At 47.4% G+C, this 24502-nt stretch carries 21 protein-coding genes; 17 read left to right on the top strand and 4 right to left on the bottom strand.

Features of this window, described 5'->3' with window-relative positions:
• Positions 1-72: 72 nt before the first annotated feature.
• Complete coding sequence (locus H5715_RS10140; RefSeq protein ID WP_425507039.1) at positions 73-1428, bottom strand: CmpA/NrtA family ABC transporter substrate-binding protein; 1356 nt, start codon at positions 1426-1428, stop codon at positions 73-75.
• A gap of 473 nt (positions 1429-1901) precedes the next feature.
• Positions 1902-3863, bottom strand: a complete 1962-nt coding sequence (locus tag H5715_RS10135) for a VacB/RNase II family 3'-5' exoribonuclease (protein ID WP_075185709.1) — start codon at positions 3861-3863, stop codon at positions 1902-1904.
• Between the two features lie 130 nt (positions 3864-3993).
• Between H5715_RS10135 and H5715_RS10130 the strand changes: the two genes are divergently transcribed.
• Positions 3994-5442, top strand: coding sequence for a succinylglutamate desuccinylase/aspartoacylase family protein (locus tag H5715_RS10130; protein ID WP_075185708.1), 1449 nt, complete (start codon positions 3994-3996; stop codon positions 5440-5442).
• Positions 5443-5518: 76 nt separating this feature from the next.
• Here the strand turns inward: H5715_RS10130 and H5715_RS10125 are convergent, their stop codons facing one another.
• Both H5715_RS10125 and trmL read right to left on the bottom strand, forming a co-directional pair.
• Entirely contained in the window at positions 5519-6586 is a 1068-nt protein-coding gene (locus tag H5715_RS10125) for a glycoside hydrolase family 26 protein (RefSeq protein WP_075185707.1), read from the bottom strand.
• Between the two features lie 423 nt (positions 6587-7009).
• A complete protein-coding gene (gene trmL, locus H5715_RS10120; RefSeq protein ID WP_075185706.1) occupies positions 7010-7477 on the bottom strand; it encodes a tRNA (uridine(34)/cytosine(34)/5-carboxymethylaminomethyluridine(34)-2'-O)-methyltransferase TrmL in 468 nt (155 codons plus the stop codon).
• A gap of 137 nt (positions 7478-7614) precedes the next feature.
• On the opposite strand from trmL, the gene pilM reads away from it, so the two are divergent.
• From pilM to H5715_RS10040, 16 genes are all read left to right on the top strand, one after another.
• Complete coding sequence (gene pilM / locus H5715_RS10115) at positions 7615-8616, top strand: type IV pilus biogenesis protein PilM (protein ID WP_075185705.1); 1002 nt, start codon at positions 7615-7617, stop codon at positions 8614-8616.
• Positions 8617-8620: 4 nt separating this feature from the next.
• A complete protein-coding gene (locus H5715_RS10110; RefSeq protein ID WP_075185704.1) occupies positions 8621-9241 on the top strand; it encodes a hypothetical protein in 621 nt (206 codons plus the stop codon).
• Entirely contained in the window at positions 9238-10011 is a 774-nt protein-coding gene (locus H5715_RS10105; protein ID WP_075185703.1) for a hypothetical protein, read from the top strand. Before H5715_RS10110 ends, H5715_RS10105 begins: the two co-directional genes overlap by 4 nt.
• A complete protein-coding gene (locus H5715_RS10100) occupies positions 10004-10351 on the top strand; it encodes a hypothetical protein (RefSeq protein ID WP_075185702.1) in 348 nt (115 codons plus the stop codon). Before H5715_RS10105 ends, H5715_RS10100 begins: the two co-directional genes overlap by 8 nt.
• Before the next feature lie 21 nt (positions 10352-10372).
• On the top strand, positions 10373-12148 hold the full coding sequence (gene mshL / locus H5715_RS10095) for a pilus (MSHA type) biogenesis protein MshL (RefSeq protein ID WP_075185701.1): 1776 nt from the start codon (positions 10373-10375) through the stop codon (positions 12146-12148).
• Positions 12149-12156: 8 nt separating this feature from the next.
• A complete protein-coding gene (locus H5715_RS10090; protein ID WP_075185700.1) occupies positions 12157-13029 on the top strand; it encodes an ExeA family protein in 873 nt (290 codons plus the stop codon).
• The gene (locus H5715_RS10085) at positions 13029-14462 is read left to right on the top strand and encodes a tetratricopeptide repeat protein (RefSeq protein WP_075185699.1); all 1434 of its coding nucleotides are present in this window, start codon (positions 13029-13031) and stop codon (positions 14460-14462) included. The genes H5715_RS10090 and H5715_RS10085 overlap by 1 nt, the downstream gene beginning before the upstream one ends.
• The gene (locus tag H5715_RS10080) at positions 14459-16207 is read left to right on the top strand and encodes a GspE/PulE family protein (RefSeq protein ID WP_075185698.1); all 1749 of its coding nucleotides are present in this window, start codon (positions 14459-14461) and stop codon (positions 16205-16207) included. The genes H5715_RS10085 and H5715_RS10080 overlap by 4 nt, the downstream gene beginning before the upstream one ends.
• Before the next feature lie 10 nt (positions 16208-16217).
• Positions 16218-17447, top strand: a complete 1230-nt coding sequence (locus H5715_RS10075; RefSeq protein WP_075185697.1) for a type II secretion system F family protein — start codon at positions 16218-16220, stop codon at positions 17445-17447.
• A complete protein-coding gene (locus H5715_RS10070; RefSeq protein WP_075185696.1) occupies positions 17447-17998 on the top strand; it encodes a prepilin-type N-terminal cleavage/methylation domain-containing protein in 552 nt (183 codons plus the stop codon). Before H5715_RS10075 ends, H5715_RS10070 begins: the two co-directional genes overlap by 1 nt.
• A gap of 165 nt (positions 17999-18163) precedes the next feature.
• Complete coding sequence (locus H5715_RS20410; RefSeq protein WP_075185695.1) at positions 18164-18556, top strand: pilin; 393 nt, start codon at positions 18164-18166, stop codon at positions 18554-18556.
• Between the two features lie 31 nt (positions 18557-18587).
• Positions 18588-19001, top strand: a complete 414-nt coding sequence (locus H5715_RS10060; protein WP_185906517.1) for a pilus assembly FimT family protein — start codon at positions 18588-18590, stop codon at positions 18999-19001.
• Positions 18991-19506, top strand: coding sequence for a type IV pilus modification PilV family protein (locus tag H5715_RS10055; protein ID WP_246434499.1), 516 nt, complete (start codon positions 18991-18993; stop codon positions 19504-19506). The genes H5715_RS10060 and H5715_RS10055 overlap by 11 nt, the downstream gene beginning before the upstream one ends.
• Positions 19507-19526: 20 nt before the next feature.
• Positions 19527-20366, top strand: coding sequence for a prepilin-type N-terminal cleavage/methylation domain-containing protein (locus tag H5715_RS10050; RefSeq protein ID WP_075185694.1), 840 nt, complete (start codon positions 19527-19529; stop codon positions 20364-20366).
• On the top strand, positions 20356-20796 hold the full coding sequence (locus H5715_RS10045; RefSeq protein WP_075185693.1) for a hypothetical protein: 441 nt from the start codon (positions 20356-20358) through the stop codon (positions 20794-20796). Before H5715_RS10050 ends, H5715_RS10045 begins: the two co-directional genes overlap by 11 nt.
• 21 nt (positions 20797-20817) lie before the next feature.
• Positions 20818-24501, top strand: coding sequence for a DUF6701 domain-containing protein (locus H5715_RS10040; protein WP_083608021.1), 3684 nt, complete (start codon positions 20818-20820; stop codon positions 24499-24501).
• Position 24502 lies beyond the last annotated feature (1 nt).

Genomic DNA, 24502 nt, shown 5'->3' with positions numbered 1-24502 from the left:
ATTCCAACCCGTTCAATATAAATCAATAGCCAAAAAAAGGCGGTGGAGAACCACCGCGCAAACGGATGAATGTTATTTCTTAACAACTCCAGTAGCCGAAACGGTTTCACCGGATTTCAAACCAATGGGGAATTGTGCAAGATATTCGTTTGGCTTCTTGCCATCGAAAGACATATTGTCGATAAACTCTTTTTGTGGTTCACGATAGCCGTCCGTGCCAAAGGGGAAGTCTTCTTTTTTTACTTTGCCTTCTGTAACTAGCATTTTTGCGGCTTTCATATAAACGTCAGGTTTGTATACTTTCTTGGCTATATCGTGATACCAGTTGTCGGGCTTGTCTTCGCTGATCTGACCCCAGCGGCGCATTTGAGTGAGGTACCATATTGCGTCTGAATAGAAGGGGTAGGTGGCGTAGTAACGGAAAAAAACGTTGAAGTCGGGTACTTCTCGCACATCACCTTTTTCATATTCAAATGTGCCTGTCATAGAGTTGGCGATGACCTCTGCATCGGCGCCGACGTAGTTTGGCTGCGACAGAATTTTTACGGCGGCTTTACGGTTCACATTATTTTTTTCATCGAGCCATTGGGCTGCACGAATGAGCGCTTTTACAACTGCCAGGTGAGTGTTGGGGTATTTTTCTGCCCAGTCGCTGGATACACCAAATACCTTTTCTGGATTATTTTTCCATATCTCGTAATCGGTAATGACTGGCACACCAATACCTTTAAATACGGCTTGTTGGTTCCAGGGTTCGCCCACGCAGTACCCGTAAATGGTTCCGGCTTCCATAGTGGCGGGCATTTGCGGTGGCGGTGTTACAGAAAGAAGGGTGTCTGCTGATATCTGGCCAACCGTACCGGAAGAGCCGGGGCCGTAGTAGCCGGGTTCAATTCCACCGGCGGCTAACCAGTAGCGCAGTTCGTAGTTATGCGTGGAAACAGGGAAAACCATTCCCATGTTAAAAGGCTTGCCTTGGGACTTGTACTTTTCGACAACCGGTTTAAGTGCTTCGGCGCTAATAGGGTGAACGGGCTTCCCATTTTTAACGGGGATATTGGGTTTCATTTGCTTCCAAATTTCGTTGGAAACTGTAATGCCATTACCGTTCAGATCCATACTGAACGCGGTCACTATATGAGCTTTGGTGCCGTAGCCAATAGTAGCTCCCAATGGTTGCCCTGCTAGCATATGGGCTCCATCGAGGTTGCCATCGATGACACCGTCGAGGAGTACTTTCCAGTTTGCTTGTGCCTCCAAGGTGACAAATAGTCCTTCGTCTTCAAAAAATCCCTGTTCGTACGCAATAGCGAGTGGGGCCATATCGGTTAATTTAATAAAGCCAAATGTTAATTCGTCTTTTTCTAGTTTAAGTTCTTCTGCAATAACGTTGCTGGCTGTTGTTGCAATCAATAATGCCGAAAGCATCACCGATGAAAGTTTTTTAATTTTTCGATAGATTGAAGAGTAGTGTCCCATTTTTTTAATCCCAAAAGTCAGGTGGCTGTGTGGCTGAATCAAGTTCTATACACACACCGTGTACTAAAAGTGTGCTTAAAAACGGCCGATTAAAAATTACTGTGCCATTCGCAAATGCGTGCCTATGAAATGGCAATTCCCTTGCCAACTTGGTTTGTCAGACGAAATTCAGTTAAAAAACAATTGGTTATATGGGCATTTAATACAAATTAAGGGCGGCCTGAATGCTAGGTAGTGCACGAAAATGGGGAGTTTTTTGGTGGGAGGTGTTGCACCTTAGACCACGATGAAGAGTTAAAGTAAAATTTATTCGCTTTAACTTGGTGCGATGGTGGTGCAATTGAAGAGCTTTTGTCTGGGTTTTTTATTCTCAAAAAAAGGGGGCTCTAGAGCCCCCTTCTAACAGCTAGTCCGTGTTAGTTTTATATAACACTATATGCAATGCGGCGTTTGTCCATATCCACACTTTCCACTTTAATTTCAACTTCCTGTTCCAGAGCGTAAGTATGTTCGTTTACGGTCAAGGTCATGCGTTTAGCGTCGAAGGATTTTTCTTGTTTTTTCGTGAACAAAATAAATCCGTCAATTCCACTGTCTAACAGGCGAGCACCAAAGCCTTGCTGGGTAACAATGCGTATTTTTGCTTTACCTGTAGTGCCGATCAGCTTTTCGGCATATTGGCAGGTCAGCCATTGGAAAAGCTCTCTGTCGGCTTGCCGGCCATAGGTCAGAGCGTTTTGTATGGACGTTTTATTTTCATCTTTGATAGCGGAGAAACTGCTTTTATTGAGCTGGTTGTGTATTGCCCAATGGTTATATAGATCGGCATAGCGGCGAATGGGGGATGTGATAGTGGCGTAGTGCGGCATGCCAATACCCAAGTGAGCCGCTGGATCTATGCTCAATTCGCTGCTCGGCATCATGCGACGAAGCGGGGACAAAAGGTGAGCTTTATTCGACGCTGCGATGTCTTTAATTAGCGTGAGATAGCCGCTTTCAGTTTGAAGGTCTTCGTGCTCGAAACCTTCTTCCTTGAGCAGTGCTTTAACTTCGCCCAGTCGATCAACTCTGAAGCCGGCGTGAATGGTAAACAGGCCCATACCTTTTTGTTTGAGGAATTCGCCCGCGCAAAAATTTGTGGCGAGCATGGATTCCTCAACGATCTGATGGGCCCTGGTGCGACTACGCGGGGTCGTTTTCTCGATTTTACCCTTGTCGGAGAGATGAATATCGTATTCCAGTTGTTCATCACCCACTAGGTACTCGGCCTTGCGGTAGGCGGTTCTCAGCTCGGCGAGTTCGGACAGGTCTTTGAGCATTTGTTGAATGTTCTCAGGCAGGTTGCTCAGCTCGCATTCTTCTTCTCCAGCCAGTAAGGCGGCAACACCTTTGTAGCTGAGTTTATGTTGTGAACAAATTAGCGCTTTGTGAAAGCTGTAGCCCGTCAGCTCACCCTTTGCGCTATAGGTTTGCTTGCACACTAGGGAGGGCCTGTTTGCAGCCTCATGTAAAGAAAAACATTCGTTTGCCAGGGCTTCTGGCAGCATAGGGACTGCACCGCCTAAGAGGTAGATGCTTTGCGCATTTTTTAGTGTGCTTTGCGCCAATGCGGAGTTCTGTCCAATAAAACTGGCGGGGTCGGCAATGGCTACCTGCAGTTGATATTCATATTTGCCGTCTACATCTATCTTCTGCAAGGCCAGAGCATCGTCCATATCGCGGGTTGACGCCGAATCGATGGTGACGAAAGGTTCTGTCGTTAGATCCAGTCGGTCATCACCAAACTGTATCTCCTGAAAGCTTTTTTCGATAGTTTTGCTTTGTTTCTGTGCACTTTCGCTGTAGCGAGGAATCAGGTCGTATTTGGCGGCGATATAGCGGCGCTCGATATAGGCGTCATCTTCCTGACCAATGCGTTCGAGAATCTTCGCAGACGCCTTGCCATCTTTGTATGGATGTTGCTGCAGACGGGCGACAACCATATCACCATCTTTACAGCGGCCACGGGCTTTGGGTGGTAAAAATATCCAGCGGTTCATAGGCGACGACTTCATCCCAGGGGCTTCTCCCAGAGGAACGACGAAGTGGCCTTTTTTAGAGGATCGGTACTGGCCTAAGAAGCGGGTGAGGGATTGCTCCACAAGCTCTTCCAGGGTGCCTTCCAGTTGACCTTTATTATTGGTTGTAAGGCTGATTTTAACCTTGTCACCGGGGATGACATGCAGCATTTTTTCAGGGGAGAGGAAGGCGTCCCTTCCATCTTCCAAGCGAACAAACCCGAAGCGGCCATTGGTGCCAGCAACCGTGCCTTGAGCGTATTCCTTTGAAGCCTGTATGTCTGATTTTAACTGTGTAAGCTGGGAAAGGATATTTTTGTCGAGCATTGACCTGTGGCCCTTGATTTTGCAAAGCCGCAGATTCTACCAGATATTTGACAGAACTGAATGACAGATAAGTCACCGAATGTATATTAGGTATATCATTAACCGGCATAAAATTTTGTGGAGACATTGGATGCTAAGAGTGAGTGCCCCCACGCACTTTGTTTTTGCGGCTTTATTAATACTATTACCGCTTGCCTTGTTCGCCAGCGAGGAGAGCGATAACCCCGCTGGTGCAGAGGCTGAGAGCTATGTTTATGACGAGGCAGAAGTACAGGCTCCAGAGGAGCCTCCGTCGCCTACACCGTCGGCTGTGGCGTTAAAGCAAGCCGAAAATATCGATTTGAAAGAGGTGGTGCTGGAACCGATGGAAACACCGCCAACACCGCCCGTCGAGAAAGTCACGTTGGAAGTCCCGAAGGACGCCAGCTTTGATGAACAGCCAATTGAGGAACCGCTAGAGACGCCTGAGCCGGAGACTCTATCAATAGACCCGGAGGTGGTACAGGAACCTTTGGTGCTACTCGACAACGAGGTGCCTGCCGGCACATCCACGCGTTTGTCCTGGTCTCCAGATGTATCGTTTATGGGGATTTCGGCCCCCTCCGCGGTACTTGTGGTACATGGTCTTAAGCCGGGCCCAACAGTTTGTTTGACGGCGGCTATTCATGGGGATGAGTTGAACGGTATCGAAGTTGTTCGCCATGTACTGTATAGCATAGACCCAGCGGAGTTGGCGGGTACCGTTATAGGTGTGCCTATTGTGAATTTACAGGGGTTTCGCCGTTCATCCCGCTATCTGCCAGATCGACGAGATTTAAATCGTTACTTCCCTGGTAATGCCCATGGAAGCTCGGCATCACGTATTGCCAGTTCCTTTTTTGACGGCGTTGTTCGCCACTGCGATATGTTGGTGGATTTGCACACTGGCTCGTTTCGCAGGACCAATCTGCCTCAGCTCCGGGCAGATCTGACACTGCCACGGGTGGCTGACTTAGCAAAAAAAATGGGCTCTATTGTTGTGGTTCACAGTGAGGGTACGCCAGGGTGCCTGCGTCGAGCTAGTGTCGAATTTGGCATTCCCGCTGTGACACTGGAAGCTGGGCAGCCTCAGCAGCTGCAAAAGACAGCCGTTAATCACGGTATCAAAAGTGTAAAAACCTTGCTGGACAATCTAGGCATGCTCGATCGCAGACAGTTCTGGCAATTGAAGGCGGAGCCGATTTACTACAAGTCTCAATGGGTAAGAGCGATTTCCGGCGGAATCCTGTTTAGCGAAGTTGAGTTGGGTGATCGCGTTGCGGTAGGTGAAATCCTTGGTGTGATTACAGACCCCATTACCAATCAGCGACATGAGGTTATAGCGCCCTATAACGGGCGTGTAATTGGTATGGCCCTGAATCAAGTTATGTATCCGGGCTTTGCTGCTTACCATATTGGCTTGCAGTCTTCGGTGGAAGCTGTCAGTGGTGAAGAAGGCGAGGGGAGTGGCTTCGAAGCCATTGAAGCGCCGCTGGAGATTGATGCTGCTGACGTGCATGAGGAGGACGAACTCGATAGCCGTATTATGGAGGATTCTTAGTGTACGTCTGAATAATACGGTGCTCTCAGCCCCGTAATCGCCGACAAAAGGGCACCCTCAAGGTGCCCTCAGTGTGTTATCGCAAGACTGGGGAGTGAAGCTTGATGGCTGAGCCTTCTTTCTTCACCCAGGGCAGTTCATGCCAGGATGTTGTCGGTTTGTATTGGAACAGCTGACGCAGTGAATCGCCATCGCCCCAAAAGAAGTTATCTGGATCGCGCCAGCTCATAAACCACACCCACTGATTTTGTTTTTCCAAGGTTTCTGTAGATGGCAGGCCACCAACTTCGCCTAACGCAATGGGGCGTCCATCGGCAAGCTTTAACAGTTGGTTGTAATTTTCGTCGTCATAACGCTTGGTGTAGACGTCGGTTGCCAGGATATCGACAACATCGTGACCAGGATAGAACAGTTTGTAGTCGGGTACGTTTTCCTTCACTTCGTTGGCATTCCATACCCAGATCAAGTTGTCGATCTTGTGAAAGCCGACCAAGCGGTCGAACAGCATGCGCCAAAGCTTTTCGTAGCCATCCGGCCCTTGGCGAGAGCCCCACCAGAACCAGAAGCCGTTCATTTCGTGGTAAGGCCGCCACAAAACCGGAACGCCTGCGTACTGCAACTGTTTAAGGTGCCAGGCAATAACATCGACCTGGGACTTCCAGCGTTCGTTCAACGCTGTTCCCGGGGTAGTTAGCTCTCCCCATTGTTCATCGCTAAGCTGGGTTTGAATCGCTGTGGCAAAATTGCCTGGTTCGTCCTGCGTAGGAACAACAGCATGCCACATAATGGTATTGATAAAGCCTTGTTCGTGGCGACGTATGGCTTCGTTAACAATATTCTGTCGAAAGTTGATACCGTCCCATGAGCCTGGCTCACTAAACCCGAAGTCCTGTCCGAAAATGGCGGGGTACTCTCCAGTTTGTTTGTGCATGCCTGGTAAACGGTTTGAACCGTTGAGAGGAGCGTTGTGTTGGCCGGAAAGGATTTTCTTGCCCGAGACGCGGTGCAGATATTTCAGTAACGCTTTGGCCTCCGGAGAGGCATTGGGCGTAACCGGCGGTAGCGCAGCCCTTGCCGTTTGTACCCCAAGTACCGAAACTAGGCATAGCGGTACCAAGAGGCGAATGAGTCGTTTTGTTAGCATTTATAGCTCCTGTTTTTGTTAGACAATATAGGTTTTCTTGTGAAGCATTGGCTTACCGGCTCGCTTTGTCGTTATTCGTTATAGTTTTGTCGGCGAAGTTTAGCAGGCGGAGGGGAAGATATGTTCAAAAACCGCTATTGCTCCAGGGCGGTGGAGTACAATTTTGTTATTACTTTAGTCTTAGTGGTTGTATGGCAGGCGGTAAAAAGCCGAGGGTGCTTAGTTAAGGCTAAATACTGAAAACGTGCTCTCGTTGCAGGTGGAGATTAGTGTTAAATAATTAATCGATCCAATACTCGCTTGTTTTTAGAATGTATACCAATAATAGCCAACTCTTAGTTGGATATTGTTTGTTATATCGATTATGTTCTAAGAACCGGTATGCCTGATAACGGCGCGTGGTTTTGGTTGTTGGCTGGGCATTCAAGTTGTTGCGCCCAAATACGAGTGCTGACGCCAGGCTTCATAGATAATAACGGCTGCAGCGTTAGAAAGATTCATGCTTCGACTTCCTGGGCACATGGGGATTCGCAGAACCTGTTCTGAGGGTAGCGATTCTCGAATATCGGCCGGAATGCCGCGTGTTTCGGGGCCAAATAGCAGATAATCCCCGGGTGCAAATGGTGCATCGGAATGGCAACAGGTTCCCTTGGTCGACAGGGCCCAGATCTTCGTATTGTCTGTTTGCAGGATAAATTCCTGCCAGTTCTTATGCAGAGTAATACTTTCCCACTCGGCATAATCCAGGCCTGCTCGACGTAGGCGTTTGTCGTCGAGGATAAAACCTAAGGGTTCAATAAGGTGAAGTTGGCACCCGGTATTTGCGCATAAACGAATGATATTTCCTGTGTTTGGAGGGATTTCCGGTTCGAAAAGCACTATCTTGAACATAAAAACTCATATATAACTAGTAACTTACAAGCAAAAGCGTAAGTAAAGTCTATACTAAACGCTATTGAACGGGGATTTATTATAAGCAAGTACTATACCCCCGCGTAAGTCGCTGCAAGAGGGGCAGGCAGGAATCCATGATAAAGCATTTACTTGCAAAGAGCAGAGCTCGCAAGGCCCGGATTGGTATAGAGGTTCAAAAGAATGCTCTCGCTGTAGCGGTATGCTCCGGCGTGAAAACAGTCTCTGCAGAGCCATCTCCCTCCACTGCTGGTCATGCCGTTCCTCAGGTTTTACACTCTCGCATTCTTCTCAATGAGTCTGCCGATACCAAGTTAACGGCAATGCTTTCCGATTGGGTCGAGTCCCAGGATTTACAAAACAGTGGCTGCAATCTTGTACTGTCGAGCGGAGACTATCAACTATTGTTGGTTGAGGCGCCTGATGTGCCAGAAAGCGATTTGCGAGAAGCAATACGCTGGCGCATAAAAGACCTAATTTCTATACCGTTTGAAAAAGCTGCGATTGATGTTTTTTTGTTGCCGCAAGACGGCAGTAAAGCCGGAAAAAAAATGGCCTACGTGGTTGTGGTTGAAACTGACCGTATTCACTCACTTGTAGAGATGGTCAAAGAGTCTGGTTTAGTACTTGAAGTCATCGATATTGCAGAGCTGGCATTGAGGAATCTTGCCTTTCTATGCGAGCAGGGGCTTGAGCAGAGTCGTGGCGTTGCTATGGTGCGTCTCTGTGAGGGCGCGGGAACGGTTTCCCTGTACCGCAACGGCAATATGTATTTGTCGCGCCAGTTTCAAATCGCCTACGGCGGTGGCTTGTTGGATGATATTCCCCTCGATAGTTTTATTTTGGAAGTGCAGCGCTCGCTGGATTATTACGAGCGGCAGATGGGGCAGGTACCGCCATCGGTGCTGTATATCTGTGGCGAAAATATTAGTGAGGATAAAATCTCTGCGGATCTGTCGCGAAGCCTTACGGTGCCAGTCAAATATTTTAGTTTTTCACCAGTCGTTACCGTTGCTAGCGATTCTGAAGAGAGTATTTTGCACGGGTGTATAGCGGCATTGGGTGGGGCTCTTCGTCAGTCGGTTGCAGACATCCACGCTGGTTTGGGGAGAGGGTAAGCAAATGAGCCTTCAGCAGGTTAACTTATACCTTCCAGAATTAAGACCCAAAAAAGAATGGCTGACGACAAACAGTCTGTTTTTCTCGGTGGTGGGGATTATTGCAATTTATGTGGCTTTCTATTTTATTGCAGTCGCAAATCTGGATGTATTGGAACAACAGGTTGTAGAGCTTGAAAACCAGCAGTTGGCGACCAAGAAACAGCTGGAAAAATTCAAGGCAAAAGCCAATCCGTTTCAAAGCAATCAGCTCGAACCCCAGTTGGAGTATCTTCGCGCGGCATTAAAAGGCCGAGAGCATGTTGGTGAAATCATTACCTGGCAAAACCTGGGCAATGCTGACGGTTTTGTGAATCCCTTAAAGGCTCTGGCTAGGCAGTCAATGCCCAGTATTTCGTTGGAAAAAATTTCACTTTCCCGGGGCGGGCAGCATCTTCAGTTGCGCGGACAAACCCAGGCGCCTGAAGATATCGCTACCTACATCCAAATACTCCAGCAGGAGCCCAGCCTCGTCAATACTAGTTTTGGTCTGTTGAGCGTCGCTGCACAGAAAAACTCCCAACACCACTTGTTTACCCTCGGTTTTAGCCCTGTCTATTCGGCGACAGTGGAGGAGAGGGAATGAGAATAACTGATCAACTTAAAGGTAAGTGGGAGGGCGTTTCTGACGCGTTTGTGGCTTTGCAATTGCGTGAACGAGCGCTAATTGCTATCTCAATTCTGGCGGCGATCTATTTGGTTTGGGATATGGTCTTCGCCACGGCGTTAGCTGAGCGCAGAGAAATTTTGGTAACACGTTTTGACAACGCCAACCGAGAGCTCAAAGTGTTGTCTTCCCAGGAAAAAATACTGGTAAAGAATTTAAGTCGCGATCCGAATGTGGCAAAGCGAAGAGAGATTATGCGGCTGGAAAAACAGCTGGAGCAGGCGAACCATGAGCTTGAAGAAATGGCGGTTGGACTGTTGTCTGCAAGCAAATTACCCGAAGTCCTGCACGATGTGTTGCGCGAATCTAACCGTCTTCAATTGAAAGGAATGAAATCCATTGCTCCAGTCAAGTTAGAACTATCTGGAGCAATGAGAGGAAATGACGAGGGGGGCGAATTGGACGATGCCGTTGACGTTGTCGAGGAGCAGTATGATACGGCCGCCAGATCTATAGTCGATGACGAGCGACTCGCGGAAGAGCGAATCATTGGTGTTTACAAGCACGCAGTACAGATAACCCTGGAGGGTGGTTATTTTTCTGTTGTGAATTACCTGCAAAAACTGGAAAGCTTACCTTGGAAGCTGTACTGGGATTTTATTGAATATGATGTAAAACAGTATCCAAAAGCAACTGTGACGATTGAGGTTTATACATTGTCTACGGATAAGGGGCTGCTCGGTGTTTAAAATTTTACTCTCATTTTCTTTTTTCTGTGTACTTGGCATGTCGAGCACGCTGCTTGCGAACACCGGTACTGATAGTGTTTTGCCTGAAAAACTGCGCGATCCTACTCAACCCTTGGGTTATACCAAGGTGAGCAGTGGCGAAAAGAAACTTGTTCTGCAGGCAATTTATTCCAGCGCCGATCGCAACGAGGCCATTATTAACGGGAAATTGGTTCGAGTTGGTGACTTGGTTGATGGAGCAAAAATTGTTCAAATAAGAGAGAAAAGTGTTGTTTATCGCCGAAGCGCTGAGTCTGGAGTTGTCAGGCTGCGTCCTAATATTGTGAAGAATTCTCGTTAACTGGCGGGTAGATTAGACATTATGAAAGTTATTCAAACAAATTTTCAGCTGGGAAAATGGCTTCTCGTGAAGCTTTTTACAGTGACAATTTTGACATCCTGTTCCAGTATTCCGCAGGATCAAACACCCGCTGAAAAAGCTATGGAGAGTTCCGTTGCTGCTCATGAAAGTTACAAACAGTCTCAGCGACAGGATGTTCCCGAGGATATTTCGGCGAATTTGTTGAATACTGCAGCGGGTTTGAGTTCTACCGGCTCATTAAGCAGAGCTGCAGAAGAACGCTTTGATATATCGGTCAACCTCGTACCTGCCAGAACATTTTTCTTGAGCCTCGTGGCAGATTCCGGTGTGAATGTTGTTGCGCACCCGGAAGTCAGTGGCTTTATCTCTCTGGAGTTGAAAGGGGTTACCATTCGCGAAGTACTGAATGTCACGCGTGATGTCTATGGGTACGAATATAAGCTTGGTAGCAGTATTTACACCATTTACCCACGAAAATTAAGAACAGAAGTGTTCCCCATTAATTATTTGGATATACAGCGCGTTGGTGTCACCGATACGAGCGTCAGTATTGGAAAGATTTCGTCCGATAGCAGTCAAGGTAATAGCAATGGTGGTAATCGCTCTTCTGGAAGCAGCCAAGGCGACTCAGAAAATCTGTTGGGCTATATCGACAACAATAAATCAAGTTCCGGCCGATCCTCTGGCCTGACGCCCGGCGCGCGTATACAAACTTTGAATAGAACAGACTTCTGGTCTTCAGTTGCCGAGACGATTACTGCCATTATTGGCAGTGATGCGGAGGGGCGAATGGTGATGACAAGCCCGCAGTCGGGATTGGTGGTAGTTAAGGCGTTGCCAAACGAGCTTAGCGCTGTGCGAAAATTTCTAGAGCGTGCAGAGCTTAGTGTGAAAAGGCAAGTCGTTCTGGAAACGAAGATCCTGGAAGTGAAACTGAATGACGGTTTTGAAGCGGGTATTGACTGGGGGGCTATTGGTGGATCACTGGCTTTAGCTCGTACTAGGTCAAACCAGGATGGAGTTCTTGACGAATCAATTTTAAGTAGCGTAGACGGTGCGCTTTCCGAAGCCTTTCGTCGAACGGATACGCAAAATTTTACGGATACGGAAGTCGTATCCGGTGTGCTCGATGTGCTCGACCTAACGCAACTACTTATGCTGCTGGAAACGCAGGGTAATGTTCAGGTCCTGTCCAGCCCCAGGATCTCAACGGTGAATAATCAAAAAGCTATTATTCGGGTGGGCTCGGATGAATTTTTTGTAACCGGCATTTCCAATAATACAACGACCAGCGCATCAAGTATTCAGAATATTCCAGAAGTGGAGTTGGAATCGTTCTTTAGCGGAATCGCCTTGGATGTTACGCCACAAATTGCTGAAGACGGTGATGTGATTTTACACGTTCATCCCATCGTGAGTCATGTAGAAGATCAGATTAAAGAAATCAACGTTGGCGATAGCTTATTCTCTTTGCCCTTAGCGCTGCGTGATGTTAGAGAGTCCGACAGTATTGTTAGAGCAAAGAGCGGACAAATCGTTGTTCTGGGCGGGCTTATGCAGGAGTCCACAACAGACGTGGCCGGTAAGCGTCCGTTTCTTGGCGATATTCCTGTTGTGAATTCGTTGTTTAAAACCCGTCAAACCAAGAGAGTCAAAACGGAATTAGTTATTTTAATGCGCCCCATTGTTGTCGATGAAAACACGTGGGAGGAGGAGTTGTCTCGTACGACGAAAAACATTGGTGGTATGTCCGATACTTATCGCGCAAGAGAATAGGTGCAAAAATGTACCATCAGTATTTTAAACTGTCTGAACCGCCGTTTTCACTCACGCCGGACACACAATTTTTTCTTAATCAACAGAGCCATCGTGAAGCCTTGAATACAATGTTGGTGGCGCTACAGCATTGTGAAGGATTTATAAAAATTGTTGGTGAAGTGGGAACAGGAAAAACGATGCTATGCCGTATCTTGCTCTCTAAACTGAAAGATAAATTTGTTACGGCCTATATTCCTAACCCCTACCTCACTCCTGAAGAGCTTAAAGCATTTGTCGCGCAGGAAATCGGTGCAGATTATGATCCAGGCATGCAGGCACATGTTTTGATGACCTCGATCTACCGTAAATTAATGCAGTTAGCTCATCACGGTAAGCAGGTGGTGTTGGTTCTCGATGAGGCTCAGGCTATGCCGAGAGAGACGATTGAGAGTTTACGTTTGCTTACCAATCTCGAGACAGAGAAGCGAAAATTATTACAGGTGGTGATGCTTGGACAGCCAGAGCTGGATACTTTGTTATCCCGCCCTGACTTGCGGCAATTAAAACAACGCATTATTTTTTCGGAATATTTGAAGCCATTTTCCAGAAAAGGCGTGGCCGACTATATTCAGCATCGTCTGAATTCTGCGGGAAACAGTTCCAAACTGTTTTCTTCTGGTGCTTTGTGGTTGTTAAGTTTGGGCTCGGGTGGGATTCCGCGCTTGATTAATATTGTTGCCCATAAAGCACTCATTAGCGCATATGGAAAAGGTTTGTCTCGTGTCGACATTAGACAGGTCGCCGCTGCAATTATTGATACCTCTGAAACGCGTTTTACAGGGAAACTGGTAGCCTGGCATTGTCGATGGCCATTATTCGTCAGTGGAGGTGTCTACTAGTGAGTCTAATTAACAAAGCGCTTAAGGATTTAGATCAGCGCAAGGCCTTGGCCGGGGGTGCTGCCCTTACATCTGCCATTAGCCCGACGACAGCCCCCCCCCCTCGTTCTTTATCACGGCTGTTTTGGGTTTTGTTTATTGTCGCCATTTCCGTGAGCGGTATCTATTTCGTTTTGAACACAAATGGCGGCTCGCGGGGGGCTGATCAGCAAACGACTCCGCAGCGCGTGCTCGCTGATACCCCACCGGTTACAGCTGTGAGCAGTGTAACGGAGAGTAAATTTGTTACGCTGGAAGTTGAAGACAAAATGATCACTTCAGATCTTGTTTCGGCTGCATCGAAAATGACATCTCAAGCTCCTCCTGAAGACAAGACGCTACCCGAAAGTGAAGTGGTTTCCGGTGTTTCGGAAAAATTAGCGGTACTCTTGGTTAATGCTCAGGTCGCTTTTAAAAATGACCGGCTAACGGTCCCAAAAGGTAATAGTGCTCTCGACTATTATCGCCAGGCCTTGGCGCAGGATGTCTCTTCGGCGGAGGCGAGAAAAGGTTTAGTAGCGATCGCCAACCGGTACTCGGTACTTATGGATCAGGCTGTTACCGAAGGCAATACTAAGCGGATGTCTTTTTTACTGGATAGGGTAGGATCAGCCAATATTGATATTCGTGGTGTTGCTAGATTTAGAGAAATACTTGCACAGATGCAATTGGCAGGTCAGCAAAATATTGAACCTAATATTTTCACGGTTAAAGATCCTGGGGCCAATAACGTGTTACCGGTATCCATTAAAAAAACGTGGGCCACTCGAGATAAAGAAATAGCTATCATTGAGCGGGATCGCTATGCGGAGGGGAGCAAAGCCTTGGCAAAGGAAACGTTGGTAAAGTTTATCAATGTTAATCCGGGTGCAGTGAGGAGTCGACTGGTGTTATTCGATTTTCTTATGCAGGAGGGTAATGTCGGTGCAGCCGCTGTACTTGCGAATGCAACAGAGTTAAATATTGTGATTGCAAGTTATTTGCAGTCTCGAATTTTGGTTGCCGAAAATAATTTAGCTGCAGCTTTGTTGTTGATGCGCTCACAGCCGTTTTCTCAGCTTTCCAATGATGTTGAACAATCGAAACTGGATCCCCTGGTGTATGAGCAATACACTAGTTTGTTGGCCGCGCTATACCAAAACAAAAAAAACCATATCGAAGCTTTCCGTAAATATCAGTTACTAGTGTCTTTGGATGCGCGTAATGCAAATTACTGGCTGGGCTATGCAGTATCAGCAGATGCCCTGAATCAAACAAAGCAAGCATTAAAAGCGTATGAGCATTTGTTAACGGTGGGGGGTGTCGATACCAATGTTGTTAGCTACGTGCGTAATCGTATTGATGCACTACACGCAGATCAACAAAAAATAGTTGGGGCTCCGGTTAACCCATGAATACAGAACCCAAACGCATTCGCCTCGGAGACTTACTGGTTGCCCAGCAGTTAATCTCGCAGGATCAACTGGAGAAGGCGCTTGCCGACCAGAAGAAGACCGGGCGCAAGCTCGGCCGCCAGTTGGTGGAGATGGGCTTTGTTGATGAGAATGCGTTACTTTCGCTGCTGTCGCGTCAGCTCGATATTCCATTTATTGAACTGAAACATTTTCGGTTCGACCGCGAATTGGTCGCGTCCCTGCCGGAATCCCTGGCTCGACGTTACCGCGTTATGATTTTGAGGGACGACGCCGATGGCGTTCTCCTAGGGATGTCCGATCCAACGGATATTTTTGGTCTCGATGAGTTGCAGAAAGTCATACATAAGCCTATTAAACCTGCTGTCGTTCGTGAATCCGAATTGCTGGATATTCTCGATATCGCCTACAGTCGCGCAAGTGAGATTGCATCGTTGGCAGAGCAGTTGGATGAAGAGCTGCAAGCAGACTCTGTCGACCTATCCGATATCATTACCGATGCGACTGATACTGATGCTCCTGTGGTCAAAATGCTGCAAAAAATATTTGAAGAGGCCATTAGTACCCGCGCCTCGGATATCCATATTGAACCAGATGAAAAGGTGTTGCGGATTCGTCAGCGCATTGATGGCGTTCTTGTCGAACAGGTTATGAACGAAAAGCGTATTGCCGGTGCTCTGGTTGTGCGTTTGAAACTAATGTCTAATCTCGATATTGCTGAAAAGCGTTTGCCTCAGGATGGGCGCTTTAACCTGAAAGCAAGTGGGCACAATATTGATGTGCGACTGTCCACTATGCCCGTCCAGTTTGGTGAATCGGTGGTTATGCGTATTCTCGACCATACCCAGGGGGTTTTGCCTTTGGAGAAGGTTGGAATGCCTAAGGCTTATGTTCAGCGTTTCAGGCATGTAATTACCCGTCCTCACGGTTTGGTATTGGTTACCGGGCCAACTGGTAGCGGTAAAACGACAACACTCTACGGTGCACTTTCTGAATTAAATACCCCTGAATGTAAAATCATTACGGTCGAAGATCCGGTGGAATATCGCCTACCGCGCATTAGTCAGGTACAGGTTCACGAAAAAATTGGTTTGAATTTTGGTACGGTGCTGCGTGCAACCTTGCGTCAAGATCCAGATATTTTGCTGGTGGGTGAGATTCGAGATGCGGAATCGGCAGAAATTGCATTGCGTGCAGCAATGACTGGCCACATGGTGCTGTCCACCTTGCACACCAACGATGCGGTCACCTCTGCACTAAGGTTGGTGGATATGGGGGTTGACCCCTATTTGGTCGCCAGCAGTTTAAAAGCCATTGTTGCACAGCGTTTGGTGAGGAAAGTTTGCGAGAGTTGTTGCCAGCCACATGAGCTGTCCGAACACGAGCGTAATTTACTTCATTCTCTTAACCGCGATAGCGATTTAACTCAGGCTAAATTCCGTCGGGGCACGGGGTGCGCGCATTGTTATAATACCGGTTATCGCGGTCGTATTGGTGTGTTTGAGTTGCTGGAGATTAACAGCAACATGGCAAATGCGTTGCGCGACAATAGCGTTAGACAATTTAATGACGCAGCACATTCCAGCCGTGGTTATCGCCCATTAAGTGCAAGCGCTTTGGACTTTGCTCTGCAGGGCGTGACGACTTTGGAGGAAGTGCTGCGAGTATCTGCACAGATTGAAGACGAAAGCTTGGCCGAGGTGGCCGAATTTACAGAGGACAATTAGCGAATAACTTATGCCGCAATTTAAATTTCATGGGCGTACTGATCATGGCCAAGCTGTCGATGGCAGCTTGGTTGGTGCTTCTGTCGATGCGATTGCCGCGCAGCTTGTTGGGCGTGGCATTACGCCCGTTAAAATTGAAGAGGTTTCTCTTGGTGCATCGTCACTGAAAAAAATCGATAAGCTGCTGGGGGCCGACAAGGTTTCTGTTATTGATTTGGTTATGTTTTGTCGTCAGATGTACACCATAACCAAAGCGGGTATTCCCCTTACCCGAGGGCTTCGGGGGTTAGCTGCAAGTATTCGCCATGAGCATTTTCGTGATGTTATAAACGATGTGGCGGATAAACTGGAGACCGGTTTAAGCTTGTCGCGTTCGATGCAGCACCACGGAGATGTTTTTGATTCGCTGTTTGTGAGTATGATTAGCGTTGGCGAAAGCAGTGGTAAATTGGAGGATGTTTTTAGGCAGATAGGTTTTTATCTGGAGCGCGACGAAGATACGCGAAAACGGGTAAAGCAGGCAATGCGTTATCCCAGTTTTGTGTTGATCGCTTTAGTTATCGCTATGACCGTCATCAATGTTTATGTTATTCCGCCTTTTGCTGATATGTTCTCGCAATTTGGTGCTGAGTTACCTTTGATCACAAAAGGGCTTATTGGAACGTCTAATTTATTCGTTAATTATTGGCCCTATATCATATTGTTGATTGGTATTTTGGTTGGTGTGGCTGTTTACTACCTCAAGAGTGAAAAAGGGTCTGTAGATTGGGGTGAACGTAAGTTAAAGTTGCCGATTATCGGCGCGTTGATCGAGCAGGCATCCATGGCGCGTTATGCTCGTAGTTTTAGTTTAATGTTGAAAGCCGGCGTGCCGGTCAATCAGTCCTTAGGTTTATGCGCTGCGGCAATTGACAACCCCTTTTTGGCGAATAAAATCAGTAGTATTCGGCAGGGTGTTGAACGCGGCGATACCTTGCTAAGAACCCATTTGCAGGCGAATTTATTTACGCCATTGGTTTTGCAGATGGTGGCGGTTGGTGAGGAAAGTGGCCAGGTAGATGACCTATTGGAAGAGGTGGCTGAATTTTATGAGCGGGAAGTTGAATACGATTTGAAAACACTAACGGATCGGTTGGAGCCCATCCTGATTATTTTTATGGCAGTATTTGTGGCGATATTGGCCTTGGGTATATTTTTACCGCTTTGGAATATGTACGATGTTCAAACAGGGGGGCGTTAGTGAAACCCTGTTGTCGGCAATGGTGGTCGGCGAGATTATTATCTCAGCAGGGCTTTAGTTTGTTTGAGTTATGTATAGTGCTAATGGTTATTGGTATTCTTATTTACTTTAGTTACGGTTATTACCGATCGACAATCGAAGATTCAAAAGCCGTGATGGTAAAATTTCAGGCGGCAACCTTTTCACGAACAGTATCCAATTTGTATGGGCAGGCAAAGCTTACAGGTGCCGATAGCGTCACAATGGAAGGCACTGAGATTTTTATAAATGAAAAAGGTTGGCCAGCTTCGGCAGAGGAGAGGTCCTCGGTAAGATCTTATAATCAATCGCCAAAAGAGTGCGAATTATTGTGGCATGGGATTTTCTCTAATGCACCGGGCACAGTTATTGCTGGCTCAAAAGACGATGAAAACGGTAAGCCGCACAATGAATTTCGAATTTATTCAATAAATGGCCGAATTTGCCGATATGAGCTAAGAAGAAAGCCAAAAGGACAATATTATTTCGATTATCATTTAGGCTCTGGAAAAGTGGAAGTCTTTAGTCCCTGAGCTTAGAGACAGGGGTCGTCAACAATTTGACAGTGCGCGGTAGCGTATAAGGTTAAGCCGTCAAAGCAGAGTCAAATCGTTGTCGACTAATTAGTACCTAATAGTATTTGTTCAAACAGGATTTGGACTATTATTAATTTATCAATGAAACGTGGAGATATCACAATGGTGAAACAACAATCGGGCTTTACGCTGATCGAACTGATCGCAGTAATGGTTATCTTAGGTATTTTGGCCGCAACAGCAATTCCAAAGTTTGTGGATTTATCTGATGAAGCTGAAATGGCGGCGGCAATGGGGGTTGCCAGTGCGCTGGAAAGTGGTTCGGCGTTAAACCACGCGGTAGATTTAGCGTTGGAGGCGGGCTTGTCTAGCGATACGCTGATTACTATTGATTCTTGTGATGATACAGCAAGTTTGCTGGAAAATTTCGATACAGGACGATACGCGCTTAGTACAACGTCTATTGGCAACAAGTCACAGGTTTCTTGTGAGTTAACACTCAGTAACCTGACGGGCAAGTCGGTGTCGTTTTATGCTATTGGCGCAGCTCTCTAAGTAGAGTTTTTAACTTCACTAATAGATACTTGTGAAAACAAATGTTACCGGGTTTACCTTAGTTGAATTAATTACCGTTATGCTTATTATTGGCATACTCGCGGTAACGGCCTTAACGAAAATTTTACCGAGTGACACGCTTCAATTACAAGCCAGCCGCGACTCCATTGTCGCGGCTTTTTATTCGGCGCAGCAGTTGGCGATGGTGCGTCAGAGTTCAGTGGAAGTTCGAACCTCGGTTAATCAGATAGACGTTCTCGTGGATAACGTGAGCGTTTCCGCTGGGGGTGTTAGTTACCCGTTAGTGATGCTGAAGGGGCAAACGTTAAATATTGCCTCGTTTGGTTACGATAGATTGGGGCATACAACAGGTTCCCAATTGTACCTAACTCAAAATGGTAGAGTGGTCACCATTGTGGTGGACGATTCCGGTTATGTTAAATAAAGCTGACGGTTCTCCCCTTATCGCAAGCACATCAAAATTAGTCTGTTCTACGAAAAGAGAAACGGGCGTAACTCTTATAGAAATCATTGTTTTTCTCGTCGTTATCGGTTTGGCGTTATCGGCGCTTTTGCGAGTATTTAATCAAAGCGTGGTAAAATCTGTTGATCCAGTAGTGCGTGTTAGAGCGTTAGATATTGCTCAAGCACAATTGGATGAGATTCTCTCCCGAAAGTTCGACGAGAATACCCCGACAGGAGGCTTTCCTCCCTGCGGCTCGGCAACCGGACCCACCTGTATGGGGATCGCTCCCGATGCTGGATACGATGACGTTGGGGACTATAACGGTTATTCCGATACAAGTACTCACCCTCTATATCCCATTACGGTTTCTGTTTCTTCCGCCACTTTTGGCCCCGCCTCTGTTCCGGCGAGATTAATTATGGTAAAGGTCGGGATGCCCGGTGGTGATGCGCTAACCCTTAGTGCTTACAGAACGAATTTTTAACGGGTAAATTAGAGGCTGCTATGGCAAAAAACACCGTTAAAAAGAAGAATACGCTGGGTTTTACGCTAGTCGAATTAGTTGCAGTTATGGTGATTATTGGGATTATTGGAGTAATGGGAACACGCTTCATTGTGAACGCCATCGATAGTTACCAACAAACAGAGACGAGAAGTAAGCTTATTGCCCGTGGACGCGTTTCCGTCGAACAAATAACCCGCCAGCTTCGCAATGCGCTACCCAATGCTATTCGTATTAGCGATACGGGTAACTGCCTTGAATTTTTTCCTATTGTAAAAGGGGTAAATTATTTAAATGCTGTGGCGGATGAGGGTAATGGCGCTTCTTCTTCGTCAACTATCATTACGGCACCGTTTACGATAACGTCTGTAGAAGCGGCCGATATTGCCTATGCGGCAATTGGTGGGTTGTCGAATGCGGAAATCTATACGCTAAATGTTCCATCCTCGCTCGCGAGCATTAACCTACTTGGTGCCTCGCCTTACACCAGCGTAACGCTATCTTCAGCCCATCGTTTTAATAGAAATTCGATTACCGGGCGCTTGTATCTGGTGAGTAATCCGAACCGGTTTTGTTTGCAAAATGGTGCTTTGAGGCAATATAACGGTTATGGCCTTGATACCGGGAATCTCGACGACAGTTACCCAGGGGGCGGTAGTTTTCTGCTTGATGAAAACGTGAGTGTGCCGACGAAATCGGTTCTGAGTGCCCCTGGGAAAGCTTTTGAGTTGTCGCCCGGGAGTGAAGAGCGTAACACTGCTATTTATATAGCACTTGTTTTTTCAGATCGAAAAGAGAGCGTTACGTTAAACAGTAAGGTATTGGTTCGTAATGTACCCTAAAAAAAGTTACACATCCCGGCAGCGCGGCTTTTTAATTCCTTTGGCATTGATTTTATTGGTAGGTATTGCGTTTTTAGCCATTGCCATTAGTCGTTTAAGTAGCCAGTCGGGTACGCAGGCGACGGTAGAGGGGTTGTCTGCTCAGGCATTTTACGCTGCCGAAAGTGGGGCTCAATACGGTATGGCCAACCTCTTTGATAATGTTACTGCCCGAGCTCAAACCGATACTAACTGTGCTTTAATGGCGGGCGGCGTGACCATTACTTACACTATTCCGGGCTTGGCGATTTGCACTGCGGTGGTGAGCTGCCGATCGGATACCGACACTGGTAATACTATCAGTTTCTACTACATAAACAGCCTGGGTGAGTGTGGTGGTGGACAGCTATTAGGACAACGTGAAATTGAAGTTTCGGCATATATGAAATAGCCCCTGAGTTGAGGAATATTAATGAGAGAACGGCCCATAATACAACTGAGCGCGGTGTGGCTTCTTGTTCTTCTCCTGCTGTCTGCTCGGGTATCGGCACAACAGTGTACAGATATATTTTCGTCCTCAGTGCAAAGTACGACTGTATCTGGTTCTATAACGATGCAATACGGATCGGAGTTAGTGGATACGCCCGGTGAGGTTATTCGTACAAATCATTACAACCCCCAGTATAACGATAACCATTGTGAAGGTTCTGCATGTGAAGAGGTTGCTGTGCTTGCCTCTAGCGGCTCTTTTTTTGGTTTTCCTGTAACCGCACCGAGGGAAAATATTAATTTAACTACTTTTGAAACTCGCTCGGTTGTTCCTGGAAACTACAATAATTTTACCTTGCAGTATGCCTCTACAGTCAACATGGCCCCTGGAGATTATGTTTTTTCCGGTAGCTTTAATATGCAGTATGCGTCGGAGCTCGTTATTTCTTCGCCGGGAACCGTAAATATTTATGTGAAGGGTGGGATTAATATTTACAACGGTTCTGCTGTTAACGTTAATAATTTAGACCGTAGCCTTTTTTTCTATTCTCAATCCAATATCAATATTCATATTGACCTCACTGCCGTGGTATACAGTGAGGGAGACGTTACTGTGCACAGCGGGTATTCAGTAACCGGATCGGTAACAGCGGGCGGTAATATTACCGTCAATAATGGTTCGAGTATTATCTATGATAGCGGCGTGGTGAGTTCTGGCGAGTATGGAACTTTCTGTACTAATGATCCTCCAGTGCTACCTGCTGCCGTGGGGGAATGGTGGTTTGAGGAACTGGTGTGGGATGCTGGCACTGCGGCTACCGATCAGTCGGGTAATGGTCTACACGCACAAGCCGTGAGGCTTGGAGGCTATCCAAAGACTGACGATGTTGGCCCAGCGTTGCTAGGTGACCCTGGAACCTGCCGTTTTGGCGATTTCGATCGTAACGGCGACGGCTACCTACAGGTTAACGACAGTGGTATATCGCCGCTCGATTTAGACGCTTTTACCGTGTCTGTGTGGATAAATCCTAATGCTTGGGGTGTAGCGCGAGGCGGTGGTGGCAACGGCGGCTTGGCAACGATTGTGTCAAAAGATGAAAATTATGAGTTTCACCTAAACGCCAATGGACAGATTAATTGGTGGTGGCAAAAAGGAAGGACGGGTTATCAAATTACGACCGACGAGGTTATTTCGATTGGTACTTGGCATCATATTGCGATTACCTACGAGCAGGGAATGCAGGTTATTTATATTGATGGTGTGATTGCTGAGGCAAATAACGAAAGCAGTGGCGCTGGTTTTTATAATGATGACCCTTTATTAATCGGTGCAGATCTAGGCTTTGTTAGCGGGAACTCTAATCGTCGATTCGATGGCTTTATTGATGAGTTGAGAATTTTTAATGCGCCATTGATGCAATCTGAGGTTGCCGCCGTGATGAACGAAACTCATCCTTGTTCTTTTGTGGCGACGGTGGATCATTTTGCAATTAATGTAGGTGCCGGAGGCGCGAGTACCTGTGTGCCCGCAGAGGTTACCATCACAGCAGAGGACAGCAGTGATAATACGTTGACGGATTATGCCGGAACGATTTCCATCACTACCTCTACCAACCATGGGGATTGGAGTAACACTGCGAATAGCAGTGATGCTCAAGGCATACTCACTCCAGGGGCCGCAGACGCTGGCAGTGCCCGTTATATATTTGAGACCGCGGGCTTGGATGAGGGAAGCATTACCCTCAACTTGGCGAACAGTCATGCCGAAACCTTGATGGTTTTAGTGGAGGATTCTGCTGCAAGCGTGGCGTCCACCTCATTGGCTTTAACTTTCAGTACCAATGCTTTTGTTGTTGAGTCCACGGACACCTTGAATGACGATGTTGTGGTGGGGCGGCCGCACGATTTCCGTGTTTCCATGGTGAGGGATGATCCGGTTTTTGGTTGCGGCCCGGCTCCTGAGTATGATGTTGATAATGTGAAGGTGTGGTTCAACCGCGATGGTATGCGCGACCCCGGCGGAGCGGCTGCCCAATTGACGAGTAGTACCGAAACCGAATTCCCACCCAATATGGCGCCTGCCGGTGCCAACTTCATACTGCCATTTGTGAATGGCGTGGCAGATTTTTCGCTGCTCGCAAGTGATATAGGGCGCTATGCGATAAATTTTCTTGATGATAGCTCTGGGTTTTCGAGTTTGGATATTGCTGGCGGGAGCACAACTTTTGTTGCTCGGCCGTTTGCATTGGATATTCAGGTGAGTGGTAACCCTGCGGCGAGTGATGCCGTTGGTGACGTCTTCAGCGTCGCTGGCATAGATTTTACTGCTGCAGTGAGGGCCGTTGCTTGGGAGGACGGGGACGATCCCGACAATAATGGTTTTGCAGACGGACATCGCGATGCAGATGCGAGTTCGAGAGAAGATCTCTCCAATAACGCGGGCATCGACAGCTTTGGAAATGAAGTGATCAACGAAGGCGTGCAATTGTCCGCGACTTTGGTGGCGCCCTCCCCAGGCGTGGATACCGGGCTTGGTACTAGTGAAAGCGGGCCTGCAGACGGCAGGCAGATTACATCGTTTACCTCGGGCAGCGGACTGACCACCACCATTTATTACGGCGAAGTCGGTATTGTTGAATTGGCAGCTGAGATTATTAGCAGTGACTATATGGGGGCCAGTGCGGCTATTTCGGATAGAATTGCGGGGCGTTCGGGTTATGTTGGGCGTTTTATACCAGCGGCATTTAGCGTATCTCCAACCACTGTTCAACCGGCCTGTAATAGCGGTGGCTTTAGTTATATGGATCAACCTTTTCATGTGATGTATGAGGTGCAGGCACTGAACGCGCAGGCGCAGCCAACACAAAATTATACCGGCAGTTTTGCCAAGTGGAGCCCCTCCACAGGTGTAGGAAGTGCTGATTACAGTGCTATTGATTCCGTCGTTCCTACTGTGCTCAGCCATCGCAGTTCGGCAGCGACTGCAGTCTCATGGACGTCTGGCAGCGGGGCTGCGGATGCGACGATCACCCTAGCTCGAGATGCTGGAGGATTGAAGGATGGCCCGTTCTTCACCTTAGATTTAGGTGTTGTTCTGACGGATTCCGATGGGGCTAGTATTCCTAACACAAGTTTTGATTTGAATACCGATACGGCTCCGGCTCTAGATAGCGTTAATATTGGCCAAGCAAGCAGCTTTTTGGGAAGACTACGTTTGGCAGATTCCTTTGGGCCGGAAACGGCTAATCTACCGGTGACCTTTGTAACTGAGTTTTGGAATGGTGTGTTTTGGGAACAGAATGCGGCGGATAGCTGCTCGGGTATTACTTTAACCGATATCCGTTATCCCAGCGGAACCCTTGATACCTCGAGCAATCGCTCAGTTGCCATTGGTGGTGGAATGAGTACTGGAGCCTATGCGGATATCAATAGTGGCATGGTGAATTTTAGTGGTGGTGACGCGGGCCATTTTTTCACAGCTCCTGGAGTGGGCAATACCGGTAGTTTCCAGGTCGAGATTGATCTCACCAATTACCCTTGGCTGTGGTTTGATTGGAGTGGGGATGGGAGCCTTGCCGACGATACCGATCTTCCTGCCGCCACATTTACATTTGGTAGCTACCGCGGGCACGATAGAATTATTTATTGGCAGGAAGTGCTCCGCTAGC

Source organism: Teredinibacter haidensis, assembly GCF_014211975.1.
GTDB lineage: Bacteria > Pseudomonadota > Gammaproteobacteria > Pseudomonadales > Cellvibrionaceae > Teredinibacter > Teredinibacter haidensis.
Note: the sequence above shows the minus strand (reverse complement) of the source record. Positions and strands in the feature narration are given on the sequence as shown.

Bases quoted from the DNA above. Each gene is read 5' to 3' on its own strand.
- H5715_RS10140 (WP_425507039.1), bottom strand. From the start codon at position 1,428: ATGCTTTCGGCATTATTGATTGCAACAACAGCCAGCAACGTTATTGCA.
- H5715_RS10135 (WP_075185709.1), bottom strand. From the start codon at position 3,863: ATGCTCGACAAAAATATCCTTTCCCAGCTTACACAGTTAAAATCAGAC.
- H5715_RS10130 (WP_075185708.1), top strand. From the start codon at position 3,994: ATGCTAAGAGTGAGTGCCCCCACGCACTTTGTTTTTGCGGCTTTATTA.
- H5715_RS10125 (WP_075185707.1), bottom strand. From the start codon at position 6,586: ATGCTAACAAAACGACTCATTCGCCTCTTGGTACCGCTATGCCTAGTT.
- trmL (WP_075185706.1), bottom strand. From the start codon at position 7,477: ATGTTCAAGATAGTGCTTTTCGAACCGGAAATCCCTCCAAACACAGGA.
- pilM (WP_075185705.1), top strand. From the start codon at position 7,615: ATGATAAAGCATTTACTTGCAAAGAGCAGAGCTCGCAAGGCCCGGATT.
- H5715_RS10110 (WP_075185704.1), top strand. From the start codon at position 8,621: ATGAGCCTTCAGCAGGTTAACTTATACCTTCCAGAATTAAGACCCAAA.
- H5715_RS10105 (WP_075185703.1), top strand. From the start codon at position 9,238: ATGAGAATAACTGATCAACTTAAAGGTAAGTGGGAGGGCGTTTCTGAC.
- mshL (WP_075185701.1), top strand. From the start codon at position 10,373: ATGAAAGTTATTCAAACAAATTTTCAGCTGGGAAAATGGCTTCTCGTG.
- H5715_RS10090 (WP_075185700.1), top strand. From the start codon at position 12,157: ATGTACCATCAGTATTTTAAACTGTCTGAACCGCCGTTTTCACTCACG.
- H5715_RS10080 (WP_075185698.1), top strand. From the start codon at position 14,459: ATGAATACAGAACCCAAACGCATTCGCCTCGGAGACTTACTGGTTGCC.
- H5715_RS10075 (WP_075185697.1), top strand. From the start codon at position 16,218: ATGCCGCAATTTAAATTTCATGGGCGTACTGATCATGGCCAAGCTGTC.
- H5715_RS20410 (WP_075185695.1), top strand. From the start codon at position 18,164: ATGGTGAAACAACAATCGGGCTTTACGCTGATCGAACTGATCGCAGTA.
- H5715_RS10055 (WP_246434499.1), top strand. From the start codon at position 18,991: ATGTTAAATAAAGCTGACGGTTCTCCCCTTATCGCAAGCACATCAAAA.
- H5715_RS10050 (WP_075185694.1), top strand. From the start codon at position 19,527: ATGGCAAAAAACACCGTTAAAAAGAAGAATACGCTGGGTTTTACGCTA.
- H5715_RS10045 (WP_075185693.1), top strand. From the start codon at position 20,356: ATGTACCCTAAAAAAAGTTACACATCCCGGCAGCGCGGCTTTTTAATT.
- H5715_RS10040 (WP_083608021.1), top strand. From the start codon at position 20,818: ATGAGAGAACGGCCCATAATACAACTGAGCGCGGTGTGGCTTCTTGTT.